Source organism: Streptomyces sp. NPDC034670 (assembly GCF_055574875.1).
The window spans coordinates 14367-35212 of record NZ_JBVITR010000056.1 but is presented as its reverse complement, the minus strand read 5'-3'; the positions used below and the strand labels follow the sequence as shown (position 1 = coordinate 35212).

The following is a 20846-nucleotide window of genomic DNA, read 5'->3' as shown; positions in this document are numbered from 1 at the left end:
GGCACCCCCTCACCGGTCTCCACCGGCCTCGCGGGAAGCCCTCAGCCGCCCGACACCGTCAGGCGGTTGGTGCGGAAGTCCAGCCCGCCCGGCGACGAGGTGATCTCGTACCCGAACTGGACGTCGCCGATGGTCTCGTTGCCCATCCAGCCCTTGGTGTCCTTGATCCACTTCAGGATCGGGAGGATGTTCACCGTTCCGGACGTGGAGTCGGAGGTGCGCAGGAACGAGAAGACCTCGTTGTGTCCGTTGCTGCCCTTGTAGACGTTCCAGGTGTGGCCGCCGAGGCTCACCGTGCCCTGGGAGGAGCCGAGCGGGCCGACGGCGCCGTGGTGGTTCACCCAGAGCATGATCTCGTAGTCGTAGTCCGTGTCCCAGATGTCGTACGAGGTGTTGTACGCGCCCGCGGACGGGACGGTGACGTGGTAGCTGCTGGTGAGCGAACCGAGCGAGGCGATCGGCTTGTTGATCACCTTCTTGGCGTTCGGGTAGGACTTGATGCCGCCGGTGTTCGGGTGGTCGGCCCACACGCCCCAGTCGGTGCCGGAGTTGGCCCAGACGCACTGGCTGCCGGCGCCCGGGCCCCAGATGTTGTTGTAGAGCGTGTAGCCGTTCAGGCCGGTGTTGCCCCACTGGTCGCAGGAGCTCCAGACGGCGGCGTGCGCGGGCGCGGAGGCGAGGCCGACCGTCGCCCCGAGCGCGAGGGCGGGGGCCAGCAGGACCTTGGTGATCCTGCTCAGGGTGCTTGTTGCCATGGTGTTCCTTCCATGGGTGGGGGGAATCACGGGGGTCACCGCGGCCTCAGGGTGAGGACGCGGTCCTCGCCGGCGACGAGGTCGAGGGGCTCGGCGCCGGCGGGGGTCCGCAGGTCGACGCGGCAGGTGCGGTCCGGCCGCAGCACGGCGGTGGCACCGTCCGGGGACCAGGTGAGGTCGAGCAGGGCGCCGAAGCGGGTGCGCACCCCGCGCAGCGCGCCGCTCGGGTACGCCGGGAGCGGGGCGGGCAGCAGGACCAGCCGGTCGGGGGTGGACTGCACCAGCGCCTCGATCAGCACGGCGGGCAGGGTGTGGGCGGCGTCGGCGTTGTAGACGTGGCGGTGCGGGTAGTGCGCGCTCATCAGGGAGGCGTGGAAGAAGTCGCCCTCCAGCACCCGGGCCAGCGCGTGGGCGACCCGCCCGGCGTCCCGCAGCCGCGCCGCGACCAGGGCGTGGTGCAGGTGGCCGTGCGCGGAGTCGTTCTCGGCGCCGCGCAGTTCCAGGGCGCGGTGGGCGGCCGCCGCCAGGGCCGGGGTGTCGTAGGGGGTGATCTCCTCCAGGGGCCAGACGCCGTAGAGGTGGCTGAGGTGGCGGTGGTCGTAGGAGTCCTCCAGGCCCGGCCAGGCCCATTCGGCGAGCGCGCCGTCGGCGTTGGTCCGGTGCGGCGGCAGCCGGTCGGCGAGCGCCCGCCACCGGTCGGCGTGCTCCGGGTGGTACGCGGCGGCGGTCAGCAGGGCGTGCCGGGCCGCGGAGAGGTCCATGGCCGCGTTGAGCGTGCCCCAGCTCGCGTTCGCGGGCCGGTTCTCGGGCGAGTAGGAGGGGACCACGACCAGCCGACCGCCGGAGTCGGTGCGGGTGAGGAAGTCCTCGTAGAACAGGGCGACCTCGGCGAGCGCGGCGGCGGTGCGCGGGTCGCGCACGCCGTAGGTCTCGTCGTGGTCGACGAGGGGCTTGAGCAGCCAGTCGGCACCGGCGGTCCACAGGTGGAGGGGGTACTCGCGGCTGAAGTGGTACGCGTGCCCGGACTCGCCGTCGGTGTGCGCGGGCGCGACCGCGCCCCGGGTGCCGAAGACCGCGCGGGCGTTGTCCCGCCAGTCGGGCAGCTGGCGGTGGACGAGCGACGCCAGCGCCTCGGTGACCTCGGGGAGGGCGGCGGCCGCGGCGGAGGCGGTCTGGAGGTTGAGGTTGGCGTCGTTGGTGAAGGCGCCGGACCAGGCGGTGTCCCAGTCGCCGGTCCACAGTCCGGTGAGGCGGGGCGGGAGCAGTCCGCCGGCCGACAGCAGGTGGTAGCGGCCGGCCGCGAAGAGCCGTTCGAGCAGGGCGGCGCTGTGCGGCCGGGCCAGCAGCGCGGAGCCCGGCAGGGCGCGTTCGGCCGGGTCGGCGGCCAGGTCGAGGGTGACGCGTTCGTACGCGGTGCGGTGGTGGGGCAGGTGGCGGGCCAGGAGGCCGTCGTACGCCTCCCGCCCCTCGTCGAGCAGGTCCCGCAGGGCGCGGCCCTCGGCGGTCACGTCCGCCTCCCTGGTGTGGCGCCGCACCCGGGTGAGCAGCAGCACGGACCGCGCGCCCTCGACCCGGACCCCCGGAGGGGTGAGCGTGGTCGTGCCGCCGGTGACGGCGACCAGGGTGACGCCGGTGTACGCCAGGTCGCTGCCCGGGTAACGGGCGCGCAGGCTCAGCAGGGCGCCCTCGGGGGTGAGGACGGCGCCGTGGCCGACGCCCAGTGCGGTGGGGGCGCCGGGGAGCCGGTGGTCCAGGCAGACGTCGAGGACGAGTCCCGGGCCGGTGACGTGCTGGACGATCACGTCGTCGGCGCGGGAGACGAAGACGCGGCTGGTCCAGCCGGGGCGCCTCGCCTCCGCGACGCCGGTGGCGAAGTCGACCGCGCGGCGGTAGCCGGGCGGGTCGTCGTCCCGGTGGGCGTCCGGGCGGCGCAGGCGTGTCCGGAAGGCCGGGTGGAAGGACCGCACCCACGTCAGGGGGCGGCCGTCGGTGAAGTCCTCGGCGGCGGTCCGGTCGCCGGCGAGCAGGCGGTCCTGGAGGCCGGGGAGCCCGGCGGCCAGGCGGGGCGGCAGGCGGTGCGCGCCGCTCGCCCCGTCCGGGCGGACGAGGGTGTGGTGCGTGACGACGACCCGGTCGTCGTGCGGATCGCCGGACACCAGGGCGCCGTGGTGGCCGTTGCCGGTCAGGAAGCCGTCCTCCCAGCGGGCGGCCGGGCGCGGCTCCCAGGTTCCGTGGACGGGTGCGGCGCTCATGACCGCAGCACCGCCACGCCGTGGCGGCCGAGGGTGACCCGGTCGGTGACGGTCGTCCCGGTCAGCAGGTCGTGGTGGGTGCCGGGGACGTCGACGGTGACCGGTTCGCGGCCGTGGTGGAGCAGGAACAGCACCTCACCGCGGCGCACCGCCTCGACCCGGTCCGGGAGGCCGTCGAGCACCGGCCGGACGCCGGCCCGGTCCGCGACACGGGTCAGCAGCGCGCGCAGCGCGTCCGGTTCCGGGAGCGTCGAGACGTACCAGGCGCGGCCCTTGCGCAGGACGGCGGGCAGGCCGTCGAGCTCCCCGCCCCGGTAGGGGACGGTCTCGTCGGCGGTGCCGTCGGCCTCCAGCTCCTCCGACCACAGGGTGCCCCGGAAGCCCTCGCACGCGACGGTCTCCCCGGGGTCCAGCGGCCACCACTCGTGCAGGGTGCGGATGCCGAAGAGGGCGCGCAGCCGGGCGTCCATGCCGCCGGGCCGGATCCGGTCGTCCTGGTCGGCCACGCCGGTCAGGAAGCCGCAGACGAGGGTGCCGCCGCCGCGCACGTACGCCAGGAGGTTGTCGACGGCCGCGTCGGTGAGGAGGTAGAGCTGGGGCACGACGACCAGCCGGTAGGCGGACAGGTCGTGGGCGGGGTGGGCGAAGTCGGTGGTGAGGTGCGCCTGCCACAGTGCCCGGTGCCAGGCCCCCAGGACCCGCGGGTGGTCGACCTCGCGCGACGGCCGCGCCTCCTGGTCGCCGGCCCACCAGGAGTGCCAGTCGTGCAGCACGGCGACGTCGGCGGTGATCCGGGCGCCGGTGACGTGCGGGGCGATCCGCGCCAGGTCCGCGCCGAGCTGCCTGACCTCCCGGTACGTGCGTCCCTCCGCCCCCGCGTGGCCGACCATCCCGGAGTGGAACTTCTCCGCGCCCTGCCGGGACTGGCGCCACTGGAAGTAGCAGACGGCGTCCGCGCCGCGGGCCACGGCCTGCAGGGACCACAGGCGGTTGAGGCCGCGCGGCTTGGGGTGGTTCACGCCGCGCCAGTTGACCGGCCCGGCCGCCTGCTCCATCAGCATCCAGGGGCCGCGCGCCTGGGAGCGGGTCATGTCCTGCACGAGCGCGCCGCTCTCGGCGCCGTGGGGGTCGCGGGGGTCGGGATAGAGGTCGACGGAGACGACGTCCTCCTCCTCGGCCCAGCGCCAGGCGTCCTGGCCGGCCCACAGCGGCATGAAGTTGGTGGTGACCGGGATGTGCGGGGTGTGCCGGCGGACGATGTCGCGCTCGGCGGTGCAGCACTCCAGGAGCATGTCGGAGGTGAAGCGCTTGAAGTCCAGCACCTGGGAGGGGTTCTTCAGGTAGTGCGCGCGGCGGGGCGGCAGCACCTCGGCCCAGTCGCCGTAGCCCTGGCTCCAGAAGGCGGTGCCCCAGGCGGTGTTGAGGGCCTCGAGGGTGCCGTAGCGGTGGCGCAGCCAGGCACGGAAGCGGGCGGCGGCCTCGTCGCCCCAGTCGTAGGTGCAGTACTCGTTGTTGACGTGCCACAGGGTGAGGGCCGGATGGCCGGCGTAGCGGGCGGCCAGGTCCTCGGTGATGGCCGCGGCGAAGCGGCGGTAGGTGGCGCTGGAGTGCGAGAAGTGCTGGCGGCCGCCCCACCACTCGGTCCGGCCGTCCTCGTCGCGGGGCAGGGTGTCCGGGTGGAGGTGCCCCATCCAGGGCGGCGGCGAGGCGGTCGGGGTGGCGAGCACGACGCCGACGCCGGCGTGGTGCATCAGGTCCATCAGCCGGTCCAGCCAGCCGAAGTCCCTTTCTCCCGGGCGGGGTTCGAGCTTCGACCAGGAGAAGACGCCGAGGGTGACGGAGTTGACGCCGGCCTCCTTCATCAGGCGGACGTCCTCGTGCCAGACCTCCTCGGGCCACTGCTCCGGGTTGTAGTCGCCGCCGTAGAGGATGCGGCCGCGGGTGACGTCGGCGAGCGTGGGTCCTTCGCGCCCCGGCATCAGACGGGCTCCCCGTACTGGATGCCGCGCCCGTTGGTGGCGAGGTAGACCCGGCCGTACACGCGGGGGTCACCGGTGATCGCCTCGCCGGTCCAGCCCCACTGGTGGTCGTCGTCGTTGACGCGCACCCAGGTCCTCGCCCCGTCGTCGGAGCGGTACACGGCGGTGATCGTCCCCGTGGAGCCGACCTGGTAGACCGCGGGGTAGCCGGCGCCGGGGGCGGCCTTGCCGAAGCCGAGGGTGTGGGAGGAGCGGCAGCTCTCCACCTTCGTGAAGGTCACGCCGCCGTCGGTGGAGCGGTGCAGCCCGTTCTCCTTGGCGCTCAGCCACAGGTCACCGGACCGGCCGGGCGCCGCGGCCAGCTTGAACTGGCTGTCGCCCGCGGGCAGTCCGTCCGCCCGCGCGGTGAAGGTGCGCCCGCCGTCGGTGCTGGCGAGGAGCGTGCCCGTGTCGGTGTCGTAGGCGTAGAAGCGCGCCGGGTCGACGGGGTCGGCGACCGGGACGGCGCCCTCGGGGAAGGTGGGGACCTCGGACCAGGTGGCGCCGTCGTCCGCCGAGCGGTGGGCCGCGTGCTTCGTGCCGTCCCCGTGCACGAAGGACCACAGCAGCACGCTGCCGTCGGCGTTGGCGGCGATCGGTCCCGGCGCGTCCTTCGCGATCGCGGGCTGGGCCGCGAAGGGGACCCAGGTCCGTCCGCCGTCCTCGGAGTACGCCCCGTTGCCGTGGTCGCCCCAGCCGGTGCGCACGACGTAGGAGGGCCGGGCGGCGGCCTGCGCGAGGCCGGTCGCCGTTCCGGACACGGGGTTCGTCGCCATGCCGCGCGAGGGGGAGGCGGTGAGCCTGTCGTGGTACATCACGCCGATGTCCCCGAGGCCGCTGATCAGGTGCGCCTTCCCGGTGGGGGGCGAGATCAGCTGGCGCACGGACGTCTCCTCCAGGCCGCGGACCCGCGGGGCCCAGTGCCTGAGGTCGCGCGTGCCGTAGAGGGTGGCGCCGGTGCCGTGAACGAGGTGCCTCGCGTCGTACGGGTCGAGGGCGAGGGCCTGGATCCACCAGCCGAACTTGGGTTCCTCCTCGCCCCACTTCAGGTACGGCGTCTCGGAGACGTCCAGGACCGCGGAGTCCTTCAGGGACCTCCAGGTGCGGCCGCCGTCGGTGGACCGGTAGAGCGTGTCGACCGCCGCCCAGCGGTTGTTGGTGGAGACGACGACGGTGCCGGGGCGGCGGGCGTCGACGGCGACCCCGCCGTAGCCGAAGGTGTCGGCGGCCCCGTCGCCGGTGGTGCCGCCCGGTGCGACCGGCGTGACCTCGGTCCACTCGCCGCTGCCGGTGCGCAGCTTGTGCACGCTGCCGTCGGACTGCCCGTTGGGGCCGGGTGCGTCGGCGTACGTCACGTACAGCTCGCGGGCGTGCCGGTCGTACGCGGCCCGGACCGGCACGCGGGCGGCGGCGCCGGACGGCTGCCCGGGCACCGCCTCCCAGGTGGTGCCGTCGAGGGTGCGGAACAGGTGGGCGGAGCCGCCGTCGCCCCAGCCGGCGTAGAGGGCGCGTCCGGCGGCGACGAGGAGGGTGACGCCCTGGCCGGTGGCGGACGGGGCGGCCGGGAAGCCGCTCACCGGCGTCCAGGTGGCGCCCCGGTCGGACGACCTGAGCAGGCCGTCGTGCCGGGTGCCCAGCCACAGGACGTCGCTGTCGCGCGGGTCCACGAGCAGCCGCTCGCCGGTGCCCCGGCCGTCCTCGTTGGCGCCGAGCTTCACGGTGAGGTCGGTCCGCCGCCAGGTGGCGCCGCGGTCCTCGGAGCGCAGCACCGCGCCGTTTCCGGCCCAGGGCTGGGCGTAGGTGCCGAGGGCGAGGTAGAGCCGGTCGGGGTGGGCGGGGTCGACCGCCATCGCCTCGACACCGAGCAGGTTCCAGTCGTCCCAGCCGATGTGGTCGAGCAGCGGGATCCAGCGGTCGGTCCGGTCGTCCCAGCGGTAGGCGCCGCCGATGTCGGTGCGGGCGTAGGCGAGCCCGCGCACGGAGGGGTGGAACAGCACGCCGGTGATGAACCCGGTGCCGCCGATGACGACGTTGCGCCAGCGGTAGGCGGGGGCGGCCGCGGGCCCGGCGGCCTCGGCGCGCCCGCCGGGGAGGGAGGCGCCGACGACGGCGGCGGTGGCCGCGGCCCCGGCGAGAACGGCACGTCGGCTCAGGGGGGACGCATGCATGACAGGACCTCGTCTACGGGGTGAGTGGGGGGGACCTCGGGGGGCGGGGCTGTGCCGGTGGGGGATCCGTCGTCGGGGCGCGGCCGGCCGCGGCGGAGTCGCGGCCGGCGGACGCGCGGACCCCTGCGCGGCCTCAGCCCTTGACCGCCCCGGTGAGCATCCCCTTCTTGAAGTGCTTCTGGACGAACGGCGACAGCACCGCGACCGGCAGCAGCGCCAGGACCATCACGGCCATCTGGATCGCCAGCGGCGACAGCTGCCCCGTGTTGATCTGGGCGGACAGCCCCACCGGCCGTTCCTGCTTCTGCACCAGCTGGATCATCACGTTCTGCAGCGGCATCATGTCCTGGTCGGTCAGGTAGATCGACGCGTTGAACCAGGCACTCCAGTAACCCACCGCGTAGAACAGCGCGATCACCGCGACGACCGCCCGGGACAGCGGCAGCACGATCCGGAACAGGATCCTCCAGTCGCCGGCCCCGTCGATGCGGGCGCTGTCGATGAGCTCCTGCGAGATGTTCATGAAGAACGAGCGCAGCACCAGGATGTTGAAGACGCTCACCGCGCTGGGCAGGATCAGCGCCAGGTAGGTGTCCGTGAGGCCGAGGGCCTGGACCAGCAGGTAGGTGGGGATCAGACCGGCGCCGAAGAACATCGTGGCGAGCAGGGTCATCAGGATCCAGCGGTGGCCGAGCGAGCCGCCGCGCGAGAGGCCGTAGGCGCACAGCACGGAGACGGCCATGCTGAACAGGGTCCCGACGACGGTGACGCCGATGCTGACCAGGGTGGCGCGCTGCACCTGGCCGCCGGTGAGGAGTTCCTGGTAGGCGACGAAGGTGATGCTCCTGGGGATCACCACCAGGCCGCCGGCCTCGTCGATGGTCTGCTTGGTCTGGAGGCTGGTGACGACGACGATCCACAGCGGGAAGAGGATCGCCAGGCAGGCCAGTCCCAGCGCGAGTCCCTTGCCCGCCTGCCCGGCCCTGGACGGCTCCTCCTCCCAGACGGGGCGGGGTGGCGCGGCCCAGGGGCTCGGCTTCTTCGCCTTCTTCGCCGGCTGCCCGCCGGCCGGTGTGCCGAGGACGGCGGTCACTTCTTGTACACCCCCTGCTCGCCCATGAGGTGGGCCACCTTGTTGGCGGTGAGGACCAGGGCCAGCCCGACCACGCCCTTGATCAGGCCCGCTGCGGCGGCGTAGCTGAAGTCCTGGTTGCGGATGCCGTTCCACCACACGTAGGTGTCGAGGACCTCGGAGGCCTCCACACCCACCGCTTGCCGTTGCAGCAGCAGTTGCTCGAAGCCGACGGTGAGGGCGTCGCCGACGCGCAGCACCAGCAGCAGGGCGATCACCGGGCGCAGGGCGGGCAGCGTGATGTGCCACATGCGCCGCCAGCGTCCGGCGCCGTCCATGGCGGCGGCCTCGTACAGGTCGTGGGAGACGGAGGAGAGCGCGGCGAGGAAGACGATGATGCCCCAGCCGGCGTCCTTCCAGACGGTCTCGAACGTCACCAGGTACTTGAAGACCTCCGGGTCGGTCATCAGGTCGAAGCCCTCGTAACCGTGCCGGCGGAGGGTCTGCGCGATGATGCCCGCGCCGCCGAAGATCTGCATGAAGACGGTGACGACGAGGACCCAGGAGAAGAAGTGCGGCAGGTACATGATCGCCTGGGCGACCGCCCGCACCCGGGGCCTGACCACGCTGTTGATGAGCAGCGCCAGCAGGACGGGGATGGGGAAGTAGAGCACCAGCTGGAGGAAGAACAGGACGAAGGTGTTCTCCACCGCGTGCCAGAAGGCCGAGTCCGCGAAGATCCGCTCGAACTGCGCGAAGCCGATCCAGGGGCTCTCGAAGATGGCGACGAAGCCGTTCTCGCTGAGGTACGGGTCGTAGTCCTGGAAGGCGACCACGTTGCCGAGGATCGGCACGTAGTTGAACACCAGGACCAGCAGCAGGGCCGGCACCGTCATGAGGATGAGGGTGCGGTCGCGCCGGAACCTGAGCTTCAGGCCCAGCCCGCCCGGCGTGCTCCCCCTCTTCCTTCTCTTACCGGTCTTCCCGCCCGTCTTCTTCCCGCCCCGGCCCGGGGGCCCGGCGGCATCGCCGGACCCCTCCGGAGCCTGCTCGGCGGTCTGCGCCCCGGTCGTGTTCCGGGGCACCGTGCTGTGGGACACGGCCCTCTCCTCGCGTCAGCCCCGGGTCACTTCGCCGAGCCGTTGTCGTCGAGCAGCTTGCGGTACCAGTCGCGCAGGCGGTCACCGCCCTTGCTTCTCCAGTCGGACACGGCCTGCTGCACGTCGCCGACCTTCTTGCGGCCGCGCACCACGTCGTCCTCGAGCTGCTCGAAGCCGTCGGCGAGGGTGGACCAGCGGGTGGGCTCGGTGACGGTGAGCCCGAAGAAGGAGGACTTCCTGGTGAAGGCGCCCATGCGCTGCTGCCACTCCACCATGCTCCGGGTGACGTCGGGCAGGTCCGGGTAGGCGATGTACGGGGCGGGGTTGCCGGTGTAGTCGTAGGCGCCGTTGACCTCGTTGACGCCCTGCTGCGTCTTGACCGGCAGGCCGTCCTCGGTCTCGTAGTCGGTGCCCTCGACGCCGTAGGCGGTGAGCATGAACTCCTTGGTGCCGTAGGGCGCGGCGCAGAAGTTGCACAGGGCGAGGAAGTCCTCGATCTGCTGCTTCGACGCCTTCTTGGAGACGAAGGTGAAGATGTTGGCCGGCTGGACCGCCCACAGCGTGGGGTCGCCGCCGTCGGGGCCGAAGAGGTCGAACGCGGCCATCTCGAAGTCCGCGTTCCGGGTCCGCTGTTCGGCGGTCTTGCCCCACCAGTCGGAGATGTTCTGGTTGTAGACCAGCACCTCACCGGCGGTGAAGCGGTTGCCCGCGTCGCCGCCGCTCTTGCCCTGGACGGCGTCCGGGTGCACCACCCCGGCGGCGTAGAGCTTGCGCGTCCACTCCAGCGCCTCGAGGTACTGCTCGGTCTCGATGCGGTTGACCAGCTTGTCGCCCTCGAGGTTCCACCACAGCGCCTTGTCGCTGCCGGACAGGACGCCGAAGATGTTGAACGCCGTCCACTTCATGTCGTCGCAGGCCCAGCGCTTGCCCTTGGCGTCGGTGGCCTCCTTCGCCCAGGACAGGAACTCCTCGGGGCTCTTCGGGACGCCGTAGCCCTTCTCGTCGAACAGGTCCTTGCGGTACAGGGGCGCGATGTCCGTGACGTACGGGGCGGGCATCGGGATCGCGCGGAGCTGCCCGCCGAAGATGCCGCGCTGCCAGGCCTCGGTGGGGACGGCGGCGAGGTTGGGGTACTTCTTGACCTTGTCGCCGGACAGGTAGGGGCCGAGGTCGGCGAACTTGGCGTTGACGGCGCTGGGGATGCGGCCCATCAGGTTCCAGCCGGGCACGACCACGGCGTCGGGGATCTCGCTGGAGGCGAGGACCGCGCCGAGCTTCTGGTCGTAGGTGACGCCGTCCTGGTTCTGCCAGACGACCTCGACGCCGACGGCCTCGTTCATCGCCGTGTAGTACGGGTTGTCGCCCTTGGGCGGGGTGCCCCAGAACGGGGACATGATCTTCAGCCTGCCGCCGCTGCCCAGCTTCTCGGGCACGGAGGTCTTCAGCTCCGCGGTCGGGACGGCCCGGGTGAAGCCGGCCGCCGAGCCGTTCTTCGCCGGGATGTCCGGGGTGACGACGCTCGACGCCACGAAGGCCGGGAGGAGCTTCTCGGCCTCCTTGCCGGAGGTGGCGCCCTCCTTGCGCTCCTCCTGCCCGCCCCCGCAGGCGGCGAGCAGCGGCGTCCCCGAGGCCACCGCCGCTGCGGCGACCGCCGTGGAGGCGAGGAAGCTTCTGCGGCTGGGCCCGGAGGAGCGGGGGGCGGCGTTCGGCGTCATTGCGTCAACCCTTCGTGGCGCACCGGGACACCCGGCGGTGGCCGTCGACTGCGGTGTCTTCAGCGGAACTGGCTGAGCCGAAGCGGCTGTTCGGCGGAGGGTGCGCCGAGGGGGCGAGCCTCTCAGTCGAAGCGCTTCGATGTTGCTGCGAGGTTAAGTGAACACCTCAAGGCGCACAAGGGTCGTTCCCAAGATTCCTCGGGAGCCGCACGAGCGCGACCTCGCCGTGCGCCGCATGGACGGTCCTGGAGTCACCGGATCCCCCGCACCCCGGTCCCTTGACATCCGCCCTCGCTCGGAATGAGCATCGAAGCGCTTCGAAAGCGCCTCGTCGCTCCCTCCCGAGGAGAACCCCACGTGACCGCACCCCCGCCGCCCACGCCGCCTTTCCGCGATCCGCGCCTGCCGGTCGCGAAGCGCATCGACGACCTCCTGTCGCGGCTCACGCTCGACGAGAAGACCGGATTCCTGCACCAGTTCGCCCCCGCCGTCGAGCGCCTGGGCGTCGCCGCCTTCCGCACCGGCCAGGAGGCCCTGCACGGGGTCGCCTGGATGGGCCCGGCGACGGTGTTCCCGCAGGCCGTCGGGCTGGGCGCGACCTGGAACCCGGAACTGGTGCGCCGGGTGGGCGAGGCGGTGTCGGAGGAGGCCCGCGCGATGCGCGCCCGGGACGAGCGCGTCGGCCTCAACGTCTGGGCCCCGACGGTCAACCTGCTGCGCCACCCCCTGTGGGGCCGCAACGAGGAGGGGTACGCGGAGGATCCGAAGCTCACCTCCGCGATCGCCACCGCCTACACCCGCGGCCTGCGCGGCGGCCATCCGGTGTACTGGCGCACGGCCCCCGTCCTGAAGCACTGGCTCGCGCACAACAACGAGACCGCCCGCGACACCTCCTCCAGCTCGGTCCGGCCGCGCGTGCTGCACGAGTACGACCTGCGCGCCTTCCGCGAGGCCGTCGAGGCGGGCGCGGTGGCCGGGGTGATGCCGGCGTACAACCTGGTCAACGGCCGCCCCAACCACGTCTCGCCGTACCTGGGCGAGCAGTTGCGCACCTGGACCGACCAGGACCTGCTGGTCTGCTCGGACGCGGGCGCGCCGTCCAACCTGGTCGACTCCGAGCACTACTTCGACACGCACGAGGAGGCCGTCGCGGCGGCCCTGCGCGCCGGGGTGGACAGCTTCACCGACCACGGCACGGACGGCTCGAAGATCGCCGCGCGCGTCGAGGGGGCCCTGGCACAAGGCCTGCTGACGGAGGACGACGTCGACACGGCCGTCCGCCGCCAGCTCTCGGTGCGCTTCCGGCTCGGCGAGTTCGACCCGGGCGCGGACCCGTACGCCGGGGACCGGGCCTTCGACTCCCCGGAGCACCGGGCCCTCGCGCGGGAGGCCGCCGAACAGGCGGTCGTGCTGCTCAAGAACGACGGTCTGCTGCCGCTCTCCCCCGGCGCCCGGATCGCGGTCGTCGGCCTGCTCGCCGACGAGTGCAAGCTCGACTGGTACAGCGGCGCCCTCCTCCACCGCTCCACTCCGCTGGAAGGGCTCCACGAGCGCTTCGGCGCGGAGCGCGTGGAGTTCGCCGAGGGCGTGGACCGCGTCCTGCTGCGGACGGCCTCCGGTGCGTTCCTGCACGTCCCGCCCGCCCCCGAGACCGTCGAGGAGGCGCGCGGCGCCGAGGGCGCCCTCGACCCCGCGCTGCTCGCCGGCCGCACCGACCTCCCCCCGCTCGCCACCAGCCCGGCCGGCACCGAACTCGCCCTGGTCGACTGGGGCGCGGGCGTGCTCACGCTGCGCGCCCCCGACGGCCGCTACCTCTCCGTCGCCGGGGACGGGTACCTCCGCGCCTCCGCCGACCAGCCGGGCGGCTGGGTCGTCCGGGAGACGTTCCGTCTGGAACCGCACGGGAACGGCCACCTCCTCCGGCACCTGGGGACAGGACGTCACGTGCAGGTCGCCGCCGACGGCGTGAAGGTTGCCGAGGAGGACCCCGAGGTCTTCGAGCTGGTCGTCACCGAGCGCGGCGCGGACGCGGTCGCCCGGGCCGCGGCCCGGGCCGACGTGGTCGTCGTGGTCGCGGGCAACGACCCGCACATCAACGGGCGCGAGACCGAGGACCGCACCACGCTGCGGCTGCCCGCCCAGCAGGAGGGGCTGCTGCGCGCCGCCCGCGCCGCGAACCCGGACACGGTGCTGGCGCTGGTCTCCTCCTATCCGTACGCGGTCGACCCGGCGGACCTGCCGGCGGTGCTGTGGACCGCGCACGGCGGACAGGCCGCGGGCACCGCCCTGGCCCGGGTGCTCGCCGGCGACGTCTCCCCCGCCGGCCGGCTGCCCCAGACCTGGTACGCCGACGACGCCGACCTGCCGGACCTCCTCGACTACGACGTGATCGGCGGCCGCCAGACCTACCTCTACTTCGAGGGCACGCCGCTGTTCCCCTTCGGGCACGGCCTGTCCTACGCGTCCTTCTCCTACGGGGGGCTGACGGCCCGCGTCGGCGCGGCGGCGGTGCGCGTCTCCTTCACGGTCACCAACACCGGGTCCGTCACCGCCGACGAGGTGGCCCAGCTCTACACGCGCGCCGTCCAGGCGTCGGTCCCGCGTCCGCGGCGTGAGCTGGTGGCGCACCGGCGGGTGCGCCTGGCGCCCGGGGAGACGGCTGAGCTCTCCTTCGACGTCCCCTTGTCCGCCTTCGCGTTCTGGGACGTCGCCGTGGACCGGTGGCGCGTCGAGCCGGGCCCGTACGAGCTGCTGGCCGGCGCCTCCAGCGAGGACGTCCGGCTCCGCGCCACCGTCGAGCTCGACGGCGAGCCCGCCGTCCCGCGCCCCGTCCTCGACCGCGGTCTGGACGCCGCCGGCTTCGACGAGCAGAGCGGCACGGAGATCGTCGACCGGAGCAGGACGTCCGGTGACGCGGTGACCCCCGTGGACGGCAAGGAGGGGGAACTGGTCTTCCGCCGCTGCGACTTCGGCGGCGGCGCGGCGGAGGTGACCGTGGAGGTGGCCGGCGAGGGCACGGTCGAGCTGTCCCTCGACGGCGGCCCGGTGCTCGCCGCGCTGTCACCGGGGGCGCCCACCCCGGGTCCGTACGCCTACGTCACGCTCACCGCGCCCGTCACCGCCGCCGTGGACGGCGTGCACGACGTGCGCCTCGCGCTGCGCGGCCCGCTGCGGCTCGCGCGGGTCGGCTTCTCCGGTTGAGGGTCCGGACGCGGCCGGCACGAAGGAGGGGCCCGGCACCGACGTCCTCGGTGCCGGGCCCCTCCGGGGATCCGCGGGAGAGCGGCTCCCGGTCGCCGTACCGGCCGTACTAGAGGTCGAGGCCGGTCAGGACCATCACCCGCTCGTAGGTGTAGTCCTCCATCGCGAACCGCACCCCCTCGCGGCCCACGCCGGACTGCTTGGCGCCGCCGTACGGCATCTGGTCGGCACGGTAGGAGGGCACGTCACCGATGATCACACCGCCCACCTCCAGGGCGCGGTGGGCCCGGAAGGCGGTCTGCAGGTCGTGGGTGAACACCCCCGCCTGGAGGCCGTACTTGGAGTCGTTGACGGCGGCGAAGGCCGCGGCCTCGCCGTCCACCTTCTGCACGCTGAGGACCGGCCCGAAGACCTCCTCGCAGGCCAGCGTGGTGTCGGCCGGCAGGTCGGTCAGCACGGTCGGCGCGTAGGAGGCGCCGTCGCGCTTGCCACCGGTGAGGAGCTTCGCGCCCGCGGCGACGGCCTCGTCGACCCACGCCTCCACGCGCCGCGCGGCGTCCTCGCTGACCAGCGGGCCGACGTCGGTCGCGTCGTCGTTCGGGTCGCCGGTGACCTGGGCCTCGACGGCGGCGACGACGCGCGGCAGCAGCCGGTCGTACACGGACGCGTCGGCGATCACCCGCTGCACGGAGATGCAGGACTGGCCGCCCTGGTAGTTGGAGAAGGTCGCGATGCGGGTGGCGGCCCACTCCAGGTCCTCGTCGCTCGCCCAGTCGGCGAGGACGACGGCCGCGCCGTTGCCGCCGAGCTCCAGGGTGCAGTGCTTGCGCGGCACCGAGTCCATGATCGCGTAGCCGACCTTCTCGGACCCGGTGAAGGAGATCACCGGCAGCCGCTCGTCCTGGACCAGGGCGGGCATGCGGTCGTTGGGGACCGGCAGGACGCTCCAGGAGCCGGCCGGCAGCCCGGTCTCGGCCAGCAGCTCGCCGAGGACCAGCGCGGACAGCGGGGTCGCCGGGGCCGGCTTGAGGATGATCGGCGCACCGGCGGCGATGGCCGGGGCGACCTTGTGGGCGCACAGGTTCAGCGGGAAGTTGAACGGCGCGATGCCCAGCACGACGCCCTTGGGGAAGCGGCGGGTGAGGGCGAGCCGGCCCCGGCCGCCGGCGTCGGTGTCGAGCCGCTGGGCCTCGCCGCCGTTGAACCGGCGGGCCTCCTCGGCCGCGAACCGGAACACGGAGACGGCCCGGCCGACCTCGCCGCGCGCCCACTTGACCGGCTTGCCGTTCTCGGCGGAGATCAGCCGGGCGATCTCCTCGGCGCGCTCCGCGAGCCGGCGGCCGACGTGGTCCAGGGCGGCGGCACGGACGTGGGCGGGGGTGGCGGCGAACTCGTCCCGTACGGCGTACGCGGCGGCCACGGCCTCCTCGACCTGGGCGTCGGAGGGCACGCTCACCGTGCCGACGGTCCGGCCGTCCCACGGGGAGGTGACGTCGAAGGCGGCCTCGCCGGTGGCCCGGCGGCCGGCGAGCCAGAAGGCGTGGGTGGCCCCCACATTCTGTTCTTGGGGCATGTGAGTCCCGGCCCTTCCGCATTGGGGTGAGTACATGGATTGCTGAAATTCACGGTAGGGGCGGGACGACGGGGGGACGTTTGTCCGAGTCGTAGCAGTCGGGTGGGCGGGCACGCCGCTTTGGCGAGTCGGCGGGATTGCTCCCCGTCACTCCCCGTCGCCCCGTTGCTCCCCGTCGCCCCGCGCCACCCCGCGTCGCTTCGCATCGCTCCGGATCGCTCCGGGCGCTCCGGGCCGCTCCGGGTCACTCCGTGGCTGTCGCCTTCAGCGCCAGCCACAGCTCCATGCGGACGTCCGGGTCGTCCAGGGAGCGGCCGAGGATCTCCTCGACCCGGCGCATGCGGTAGCGCAGGGTGTGCCGGTGCACACCGAGGTCGGCCGCCGCCGCGTCCCACTGCCCGTGCCGGGAGAGCCAGGCGCGCAGGGAGGCGACCAGGTCGCCGCGTCCGGTCGCGTCGTGCTCGTGCAGCGCCCGCAGCAGCCCGTCCGCGAACGCCCGGACCGCGTCGTCGGCGAGCAGCGGCAGCACGGACCCGGCGGCCATCTGCTCGTGCTCCACCAGCACCCGCCCGCGCCGCCGCGCCACCGACAGGGCCTGCTGGGCCTGTTTGTAGGCGGCGGACGCGGCGATCGGGCCGGCCGGGGCGGACAGCCCCATGACCAGTTCCGCCTCGTCGGCGCCCGCGCGGGAGGCCCGGGCGCCCTCGCCGGCGCGGACCGCCTCCCGGGCGGCGGCGTGGTCGCAGCAGGCCGCCACGGCGGCGCCCCCGTCGGCGGCCAGCACCACCAGCCGCTCCCCCTCCGGCACCACCAGGACCGCCTCGCCGGAGCGGGCGGCGGCCAACTCCGCGGCCTCGGCCAGGGCGCCGAGTGCGTCGCCGTTCACCTCCCCCCGCTCCCGGGCGGCGGGTGCCGTCCCGGTCTCGGCGACGATGAGCCGGAACGGCGCGTCCAGGAGGTCCCCGTACAGGTCCCCGGCCACCGCGCGGGCGTGGTCCGGCTCCCCGGCGAGCAGCATGCGCAGCACGGCGGCGCCGATGCGCTGCTCGGCCGCGTGCAGGGAGCGGGAGCGTTCCGTGGTCAGGGTGAGCAGGGCGACGGCGGAGTGCACGGCGTACCGCTCGGCGGTGCCGAGGGCCGCGGCCGTGCCCACGGCGAGCGCGGACCGGGGCCGCCGGCCGGTGCCCAGGGAGTGCAGTTCCACCCGGTCCTCGTTCTCCGGCCCGGCCACGACGGAGGAGGCGGGCGCGGGCCGCTCCCGCAGCCGCCGCACGTCCGCGGTGAGCCGCGCGGCGCGCCGGCCCGCCCACTCCGGCGCGGTCGCGACGACCGCGCCGGAGGCGTCGTAGAGCGCGGCCCAGCCGTCGACCTGGGAGGCGAGCGCGGCCAGCAGCCCCTCCGGTCCGTCGGTCAGCGCCTGCCTGGTCAGCTCCCGCTGGGCGGCGAAGCCCGCGGTCACCGCGCGGTACTGGTCGGCGGCGATGGCGGCGGACACGGCCTTGCTGATCGCGAGGAAGGGGGTGCGGCGCGGCACCTCCAGCAGCGGCAGCCCCTCCTCGCGGGCCGCGTCGACGAGGGCGCCGGGGATGTCGTCGTAGTGGACGCCGACGGCGAACCCGAGCCCGACGACCCCCGCCGCCACCAGCCGCTTCACATAGCGGCGCATCGCCGCCGGGTCCTCCGCGTCCAGCTTGAGGGCGGTGATCAGCAGCAGTTCCCCGCCCTCCATGTAGGGCACGGGGTCGGCGAGCTCGCTGGCGTGCGCCCAGCGGACCGGCACGTCGAGGCGGTCCTCGCCCGCGCGCACGGCCAGCTTGAGCGCGGAGTGGTGGACGAGCGAGGCGAGCGTCAGGGGCATGGCGCCTTCAGGTCGGTGGACGTCGGGACGTGCGGAGGTTCGGTGACCGAGGTGATCTTTTGGCCGTCGCGTATGAACGACCCGTGTCGATTCTGCCTCATCGTACGGTCGGCGCATCGCCGTGCGCGCCTGGCTCCGAGGGCGCGGACGCGGGTGGGGAGGACGGCCCGAGGGGGGTTCTCCCCCTCGGGTCAGACGCGGGGATCGTCCGGCGGCGCGAGGTCCGCGACGTGTCCCGCCCCTGGTCTCGATCACATCGGGAGCGAGGCCGGACAGGGGCCTCACCGGCGGTTCTTCCGCGCCTCCCGGTGCACCGACCACGTCCGCGGGCGCATCGCGTCCGCTCCCGCACGCGTCCGGGGGGATCTCCCATGTCCCAGCGCGCCGCCCTCGCCCCGCTCATCGCCACGGCCGTCACCGGCGGCGTGACCGCCGGCGGCATCGCCATGGCCGCGACCGGGGCGGAGCCGGCCGGGCCGTCCCTGGAGAACGGCTCGGTCCGCCACACCGCGCCGTCCGGCGACCGCGCGGGCTCGTTCGCCTTCACCGTGGACGCGGCCGACGGCCCGGGCGTCCGGGGCGTCACTGACCGCGCCCGCCGGGGTTCCGCCCCGGCCCGGCGGCGGCCCACCGGACGACCGGCGGGGCGCCGTCGGGGTGCGCGGCGGTGCGCGGTCCCTACCCCCGCAGGTCCACCAGCAGCGGCGGCGCGTGCTCGCCCCCGACCGTCGTCAGGGACAGCACCGCGTGCCCCGGCGGCACCGCGTGCGCCAGCTCCGACGCCGACCACCGCTCCCGTTCGACCTGCCGCACCGTCACCGCGTCCGTCGTCACCGCCTTGCCCGTCACCAGCTTGCGCAGCGCGTGGAAGGCCCGGGTCATCGGCTGGTCGGCGAAGACCGTGTGCTTGGCGACCTCCGTCGTCTCCACCCACGCGGTGCCCCAGGTCTGCGCGAACCGGCTGCCGTCCCAGGTGGTGACGCCGCAGAAGGCCATGTGGCAGCCCACCGCCCCGTGGAGCGGGCCGTGCAGCGCCTCGGGGACGTCGCCGAGGGTGCGCAGGGCGAGCAGCACGCCCGCGTTCTGCGACCGCAGCCGCTGGATGCGGCGCACCGACTCCGCGGTGACCGCGCCCGTCGCGTCGTCCAGGACCAGGCAGGCGAAGTGCGCCCGCCGGCCCTCCCGGACGACGGCGTGGAACTGTGCGAGGACCAGCCGGGTGATCAGCCGGCCGGCCTCCTCGTGGCCGCGCTCGGGCAGGTCGATCCGCACCCGCAGGGGGTGGTGGGCGACCGCGCGCAGGGAGAACGGCCGGCTCGGGCCGCCTCCGCCGAAGAAGCCCGCGAACACCGGCCGGTCCAGCAGGGCCAGCCGGTCGGCCAGGGCCCGGCCCGCGTCGCCCGGCGCGCCCGTCTGCCGGATCCGCGCGTCGAGTTCGCGGCGCATGACGTCGTCCCCGCCCGCGGCGAGCGCCTCCCGCAGCGGGGTCAGGACCCGCTCCTCGCCCTCCAGCAGCTCGCGCAGCTCCGGCAGGGTGGGGAAGCGGCCGCGCACCGCCCGGAAGGGGCCGAGCAGTTGCGCCAGCGCGGTGACGGCGCCCTGCGTCCCGACCGTGTCGAGGTCGCCCACCAGCGCCTCGGCGAGGATCGCCGCCGCCTCGTCCGGATCGTCGGACTCGGCGTACGGGTCGAGGTCGTGCACCGAGGAGGGGTCGCCGATCCGCACGATCACGTCGAAGGCGCCGTCCGCGCCGAGCGGGTTCCCGGGGGCGGAGACGGCGACGACGGCGCAGCGCCCGGTGAGCGCCTGCAGCGCGAGCGCCTCGGTCACCGGCTCGACGAGGGTGCGGGTCTTGCCGGACCCGGAGGGGCCGACGGCGAGCAGCGAGGTGCCGAGCACGTCCGGGCCGAGGGCCGCCCCGGCGTCGTGGTACGGCTGCGGGGCGCGCTCGGCCGCCACCCAGCGGCCGATGCGCACCTGCCCGGCGAGCAGGTCGTGGCGGGCGGCCCGGCGCGGCAGGTCCCGGGCGCCGGAGGGGTGCGTCCAGGCCGCGCCGCCCTGGCGCAGGACGGTGTCGCGGAAGGCGTCCAGCGCCGCGCCGCGCCGGGCGGCGGCGAAGGCGTGCTCGACGCGGGCGCAGTCGACGTCGTTCATGCGGCCGCCGGCGACCTCGGCGGTGAGCAGCCCGGCGGCCTCGTGCTGGCCGGCGTCGTGGAGGGCGGGCCACTGGGAGCGGGGGCGCACGGGCGCGGGGGTGCCGGGCTCGGCGCCCGCCCGGCGGGCGGCGAGCCGCTCCTTCGCGTACGGCCACCAGGCGCCGAGGCGGGCGAACGGCCACACCACGAGCAGCGCGACGACCGTGTACAGCGTGTTGGTGTAGAGGGGGGAGCTCATCAGGTCGTAGCTGCCGGTGACCAGCACGGTCAGGGAGAGCAGCGGATCGACGACCGGCACCGCGGACCATCCGGCGCCCGGGAAGGCGCCGGGGAAGACCAGGGCGAGGGCGAGCAGGGCGAGCAGGGCGGCGAGCAGGGCGCGGGCCGGCTGGGGCCTGCTGCCCACGTAGTGGCGGACGATGGCGCGCCAGCTGCCGAGCGCGGCCACCGAGAGGCCCAGGGCGACGAAGAAGAGGCCGTCGTAGACCACCAGGGCGTCCGCCCCCGGGAGCGCCACCGCCCGTCCCTCGAGCAGCCTGGGCGAGGCCACCGTGCCGGCCCACCACCAGTCGTCCGGCGTGAACATCCGCAGGAGGACGAACTGGTAGGGGAGGGCGCCGCGCCGCCAGAACGACCACACCGCGAGCGCCAGCAGGAGCGGGACCAGCATGCCGGCGGCCGTCACCGGGGCGATCCTCTCCGCGACCGCCCTGGGCGGGCGGTAGCCGTACCGCCAGATCCCGGGCCGGGCGGCCGGCCTCTCCTCGTCGAGCCAGGCGGCGACGGCGGACGGGGACCGGGGGGCCTGCCCGGGCACGGGTGGTGCCTTCGGCGCCCGGTCCGGCCGCGGCGGCACCGCGGGCACCCGCGGGGGCCCCGCCGGGCGTGGTACGGGATCCGCGTGCTCGTCCCGCGTCTCCCGGGTCCCGTCGCCGTCCATCGCCCTGCCCCCTGACCAGCCGATCCGTCCACCGTCAG

General features: G+C 74.4%; 11 protein-coding genes. 1 reads left to right on the top strand and 10 read right to left on the bottom strand.

What is annotated here, in order from left to right; all coding sequences use genetic code 11:
• Positions 1-41 precede the first annotated feature (41 nt).
• The 7 genes from ACZ56B_RS28100 to ACZ56B_RS28070 all read right to left on the bottom strand — a co-directional run bounded on the left by ACZ56B_RS28100 (position 42) and on the right by ACZ56B_RS28070 (position 11080).
• Positions 42-755 (bottom strand): glycoside hydrolase family 12 protein, encoded by a 714-nt coding sequence (locus tag ACZ56B_RS28100; RefSeq protein WP_468796386.1) that lies wholly within the window; start codon positions 753-755, stop codon positions 42-44.
• Positions 756-790: 35 nt separating this feature from the next.
• Positions 791-3007: a glycosyl hydrolase family 95 catalytic domain-containing protein gene (locus ACZ56B_RS28095; protein ID WP_468796384.1), complete on the bottom strand. Its 2217-nt coding sequence runs from the start codon at positions 3005-3007 to the stop codon at positions 791-793.
• The gene (locus ACZ56B_RS28090; protein WP_468796382.1) at positions 3004-4986 is read right to left on the bottom strand and encodes a beta-galactosidase; all 1983 of its coding nucleotides are present in this window, start codon (positions 4984-4986) and stop codon (positions 3004-3006) included. Before ACZ56B_RS28090 ends, ACZ56B_RS28095 begins: the two co-directional genes overlap by 4 nt.
• The gene (locus ACZ56B_RS28085; RefSeq protein WP_468796380.1) at positions 4986-7193 is read right to left on the bottom strand and encodes a 1,4-beta-glucanase; all 2208 of its coding nucleotides are present in this window, start codon (positions 7191-7193) and stop codon (positions 4986-4988) included. Before ACZ56B_RS28085 ends, ACZ56B_RS28090 begins: the two co-directional genes overlap by 1 nt.
• 133 nt (positions 7194-7326) lie before the next feature.
• Positions 7327-8286, bottom strand: coding sequence for a carbohydrate ABC transporter permease (locus tag ACZ56B_RS28080; protein ID WP_468796378.1), 960 nt, complete (start codon positions 8284-8286; stop codon positions 7327-7329).
• Positions 8283-9365, bottom strand: a complete 1083-nt coding sequence (locus ACZ56B_RS28075; protein ID WP_468796376.1) for an ABC transporter permease — start codon at positions 9363-9365, stop codon at positions 8283-8285. The genes ACZ56B_RS28080 and ACZ56B_RS28075 overlap by 4 nt, the downstream gene beginning before the upstream one ends.
• 26 nt (positions 9366-9391) lie before the next feature.
• Positions 9392-11080: an extracellular solute-binding protein gene (locus ACZ56B_RS28070; RefSeq protein WP_468796374.1), complete on the bottom strand. Its 1689-nt coding sequence runs from the start codon at positions 11078-11080 to the stop codon at positions 9392-9394.
• A gap of 357 nt (positions 11081-11437) precedes the next feature.
• Here ACZ56B_RS28070 and ACZ56B_RS28065 point away from each other — a divergent pair, with 357 nt between their 5' ends.
• Positions 11438-14281 (top strand): glycoside hydrolase family 3 C-terminal domain-containing protein, encoded by a 2844-nt coding sequence (locus ACZ56B_RS28065; protein WP_468796372.1) that lies wholly within the window; start codon positions 11438-11440, stop codon positions 14279-14281.
• A gap of 109 nt (positions 14282-14390) precedes the next feature.
• Here ACZ56B_RS28065 and ACZ56B_RS28060 read toward each other — a convergent pair whose 3' ends face one another.
• The 3 genes from ACZ56B_RS28060 to ACZ56B_RS28050 all read right to left on the bottom strand — a co-directional run bounded on the left by ACZ56B_RS28060 (position 14391) and on the right by ACZ56B_RS28050 (position 20808).
• Entirely contained in the window at positions 14391-15836 is a 1446-nt protein-coding gene (locus ACZ56B_RS28060) for an aldehyde dehydrogenase family protein (protein WP_468796370.1), read from the bottom strand.
• Between the two features lie 262 nt (positions 15837-16098).
• Positions 16099-17712 carry a PucR family transcriptional regulator gene (locus ACZ56B_RS28055; protein ID WP_468796368.1) on the bottom strand — a complete coding sequence of 538 codons (1614 nt, stop codon included), beginning with the start codon at positions 17710-17712 and terminating at the stop codon, positions 16099-16101.
• Between the two features lie 678 nt (positions 17713-18390).
• Positions 18391-20808: an ATP/GTP-binding protein gene (locus ACZ56B_RS28050; protein ID WP_468796366.1), complete on the bottom strand. Its 2418-nt coding sequence runs from the start codon at positions 20806-20808 to the stop codon at positions 18391-18393.
• Between the last annotated feature and the right edge of the window lie 38 nt (positions 20809-20846).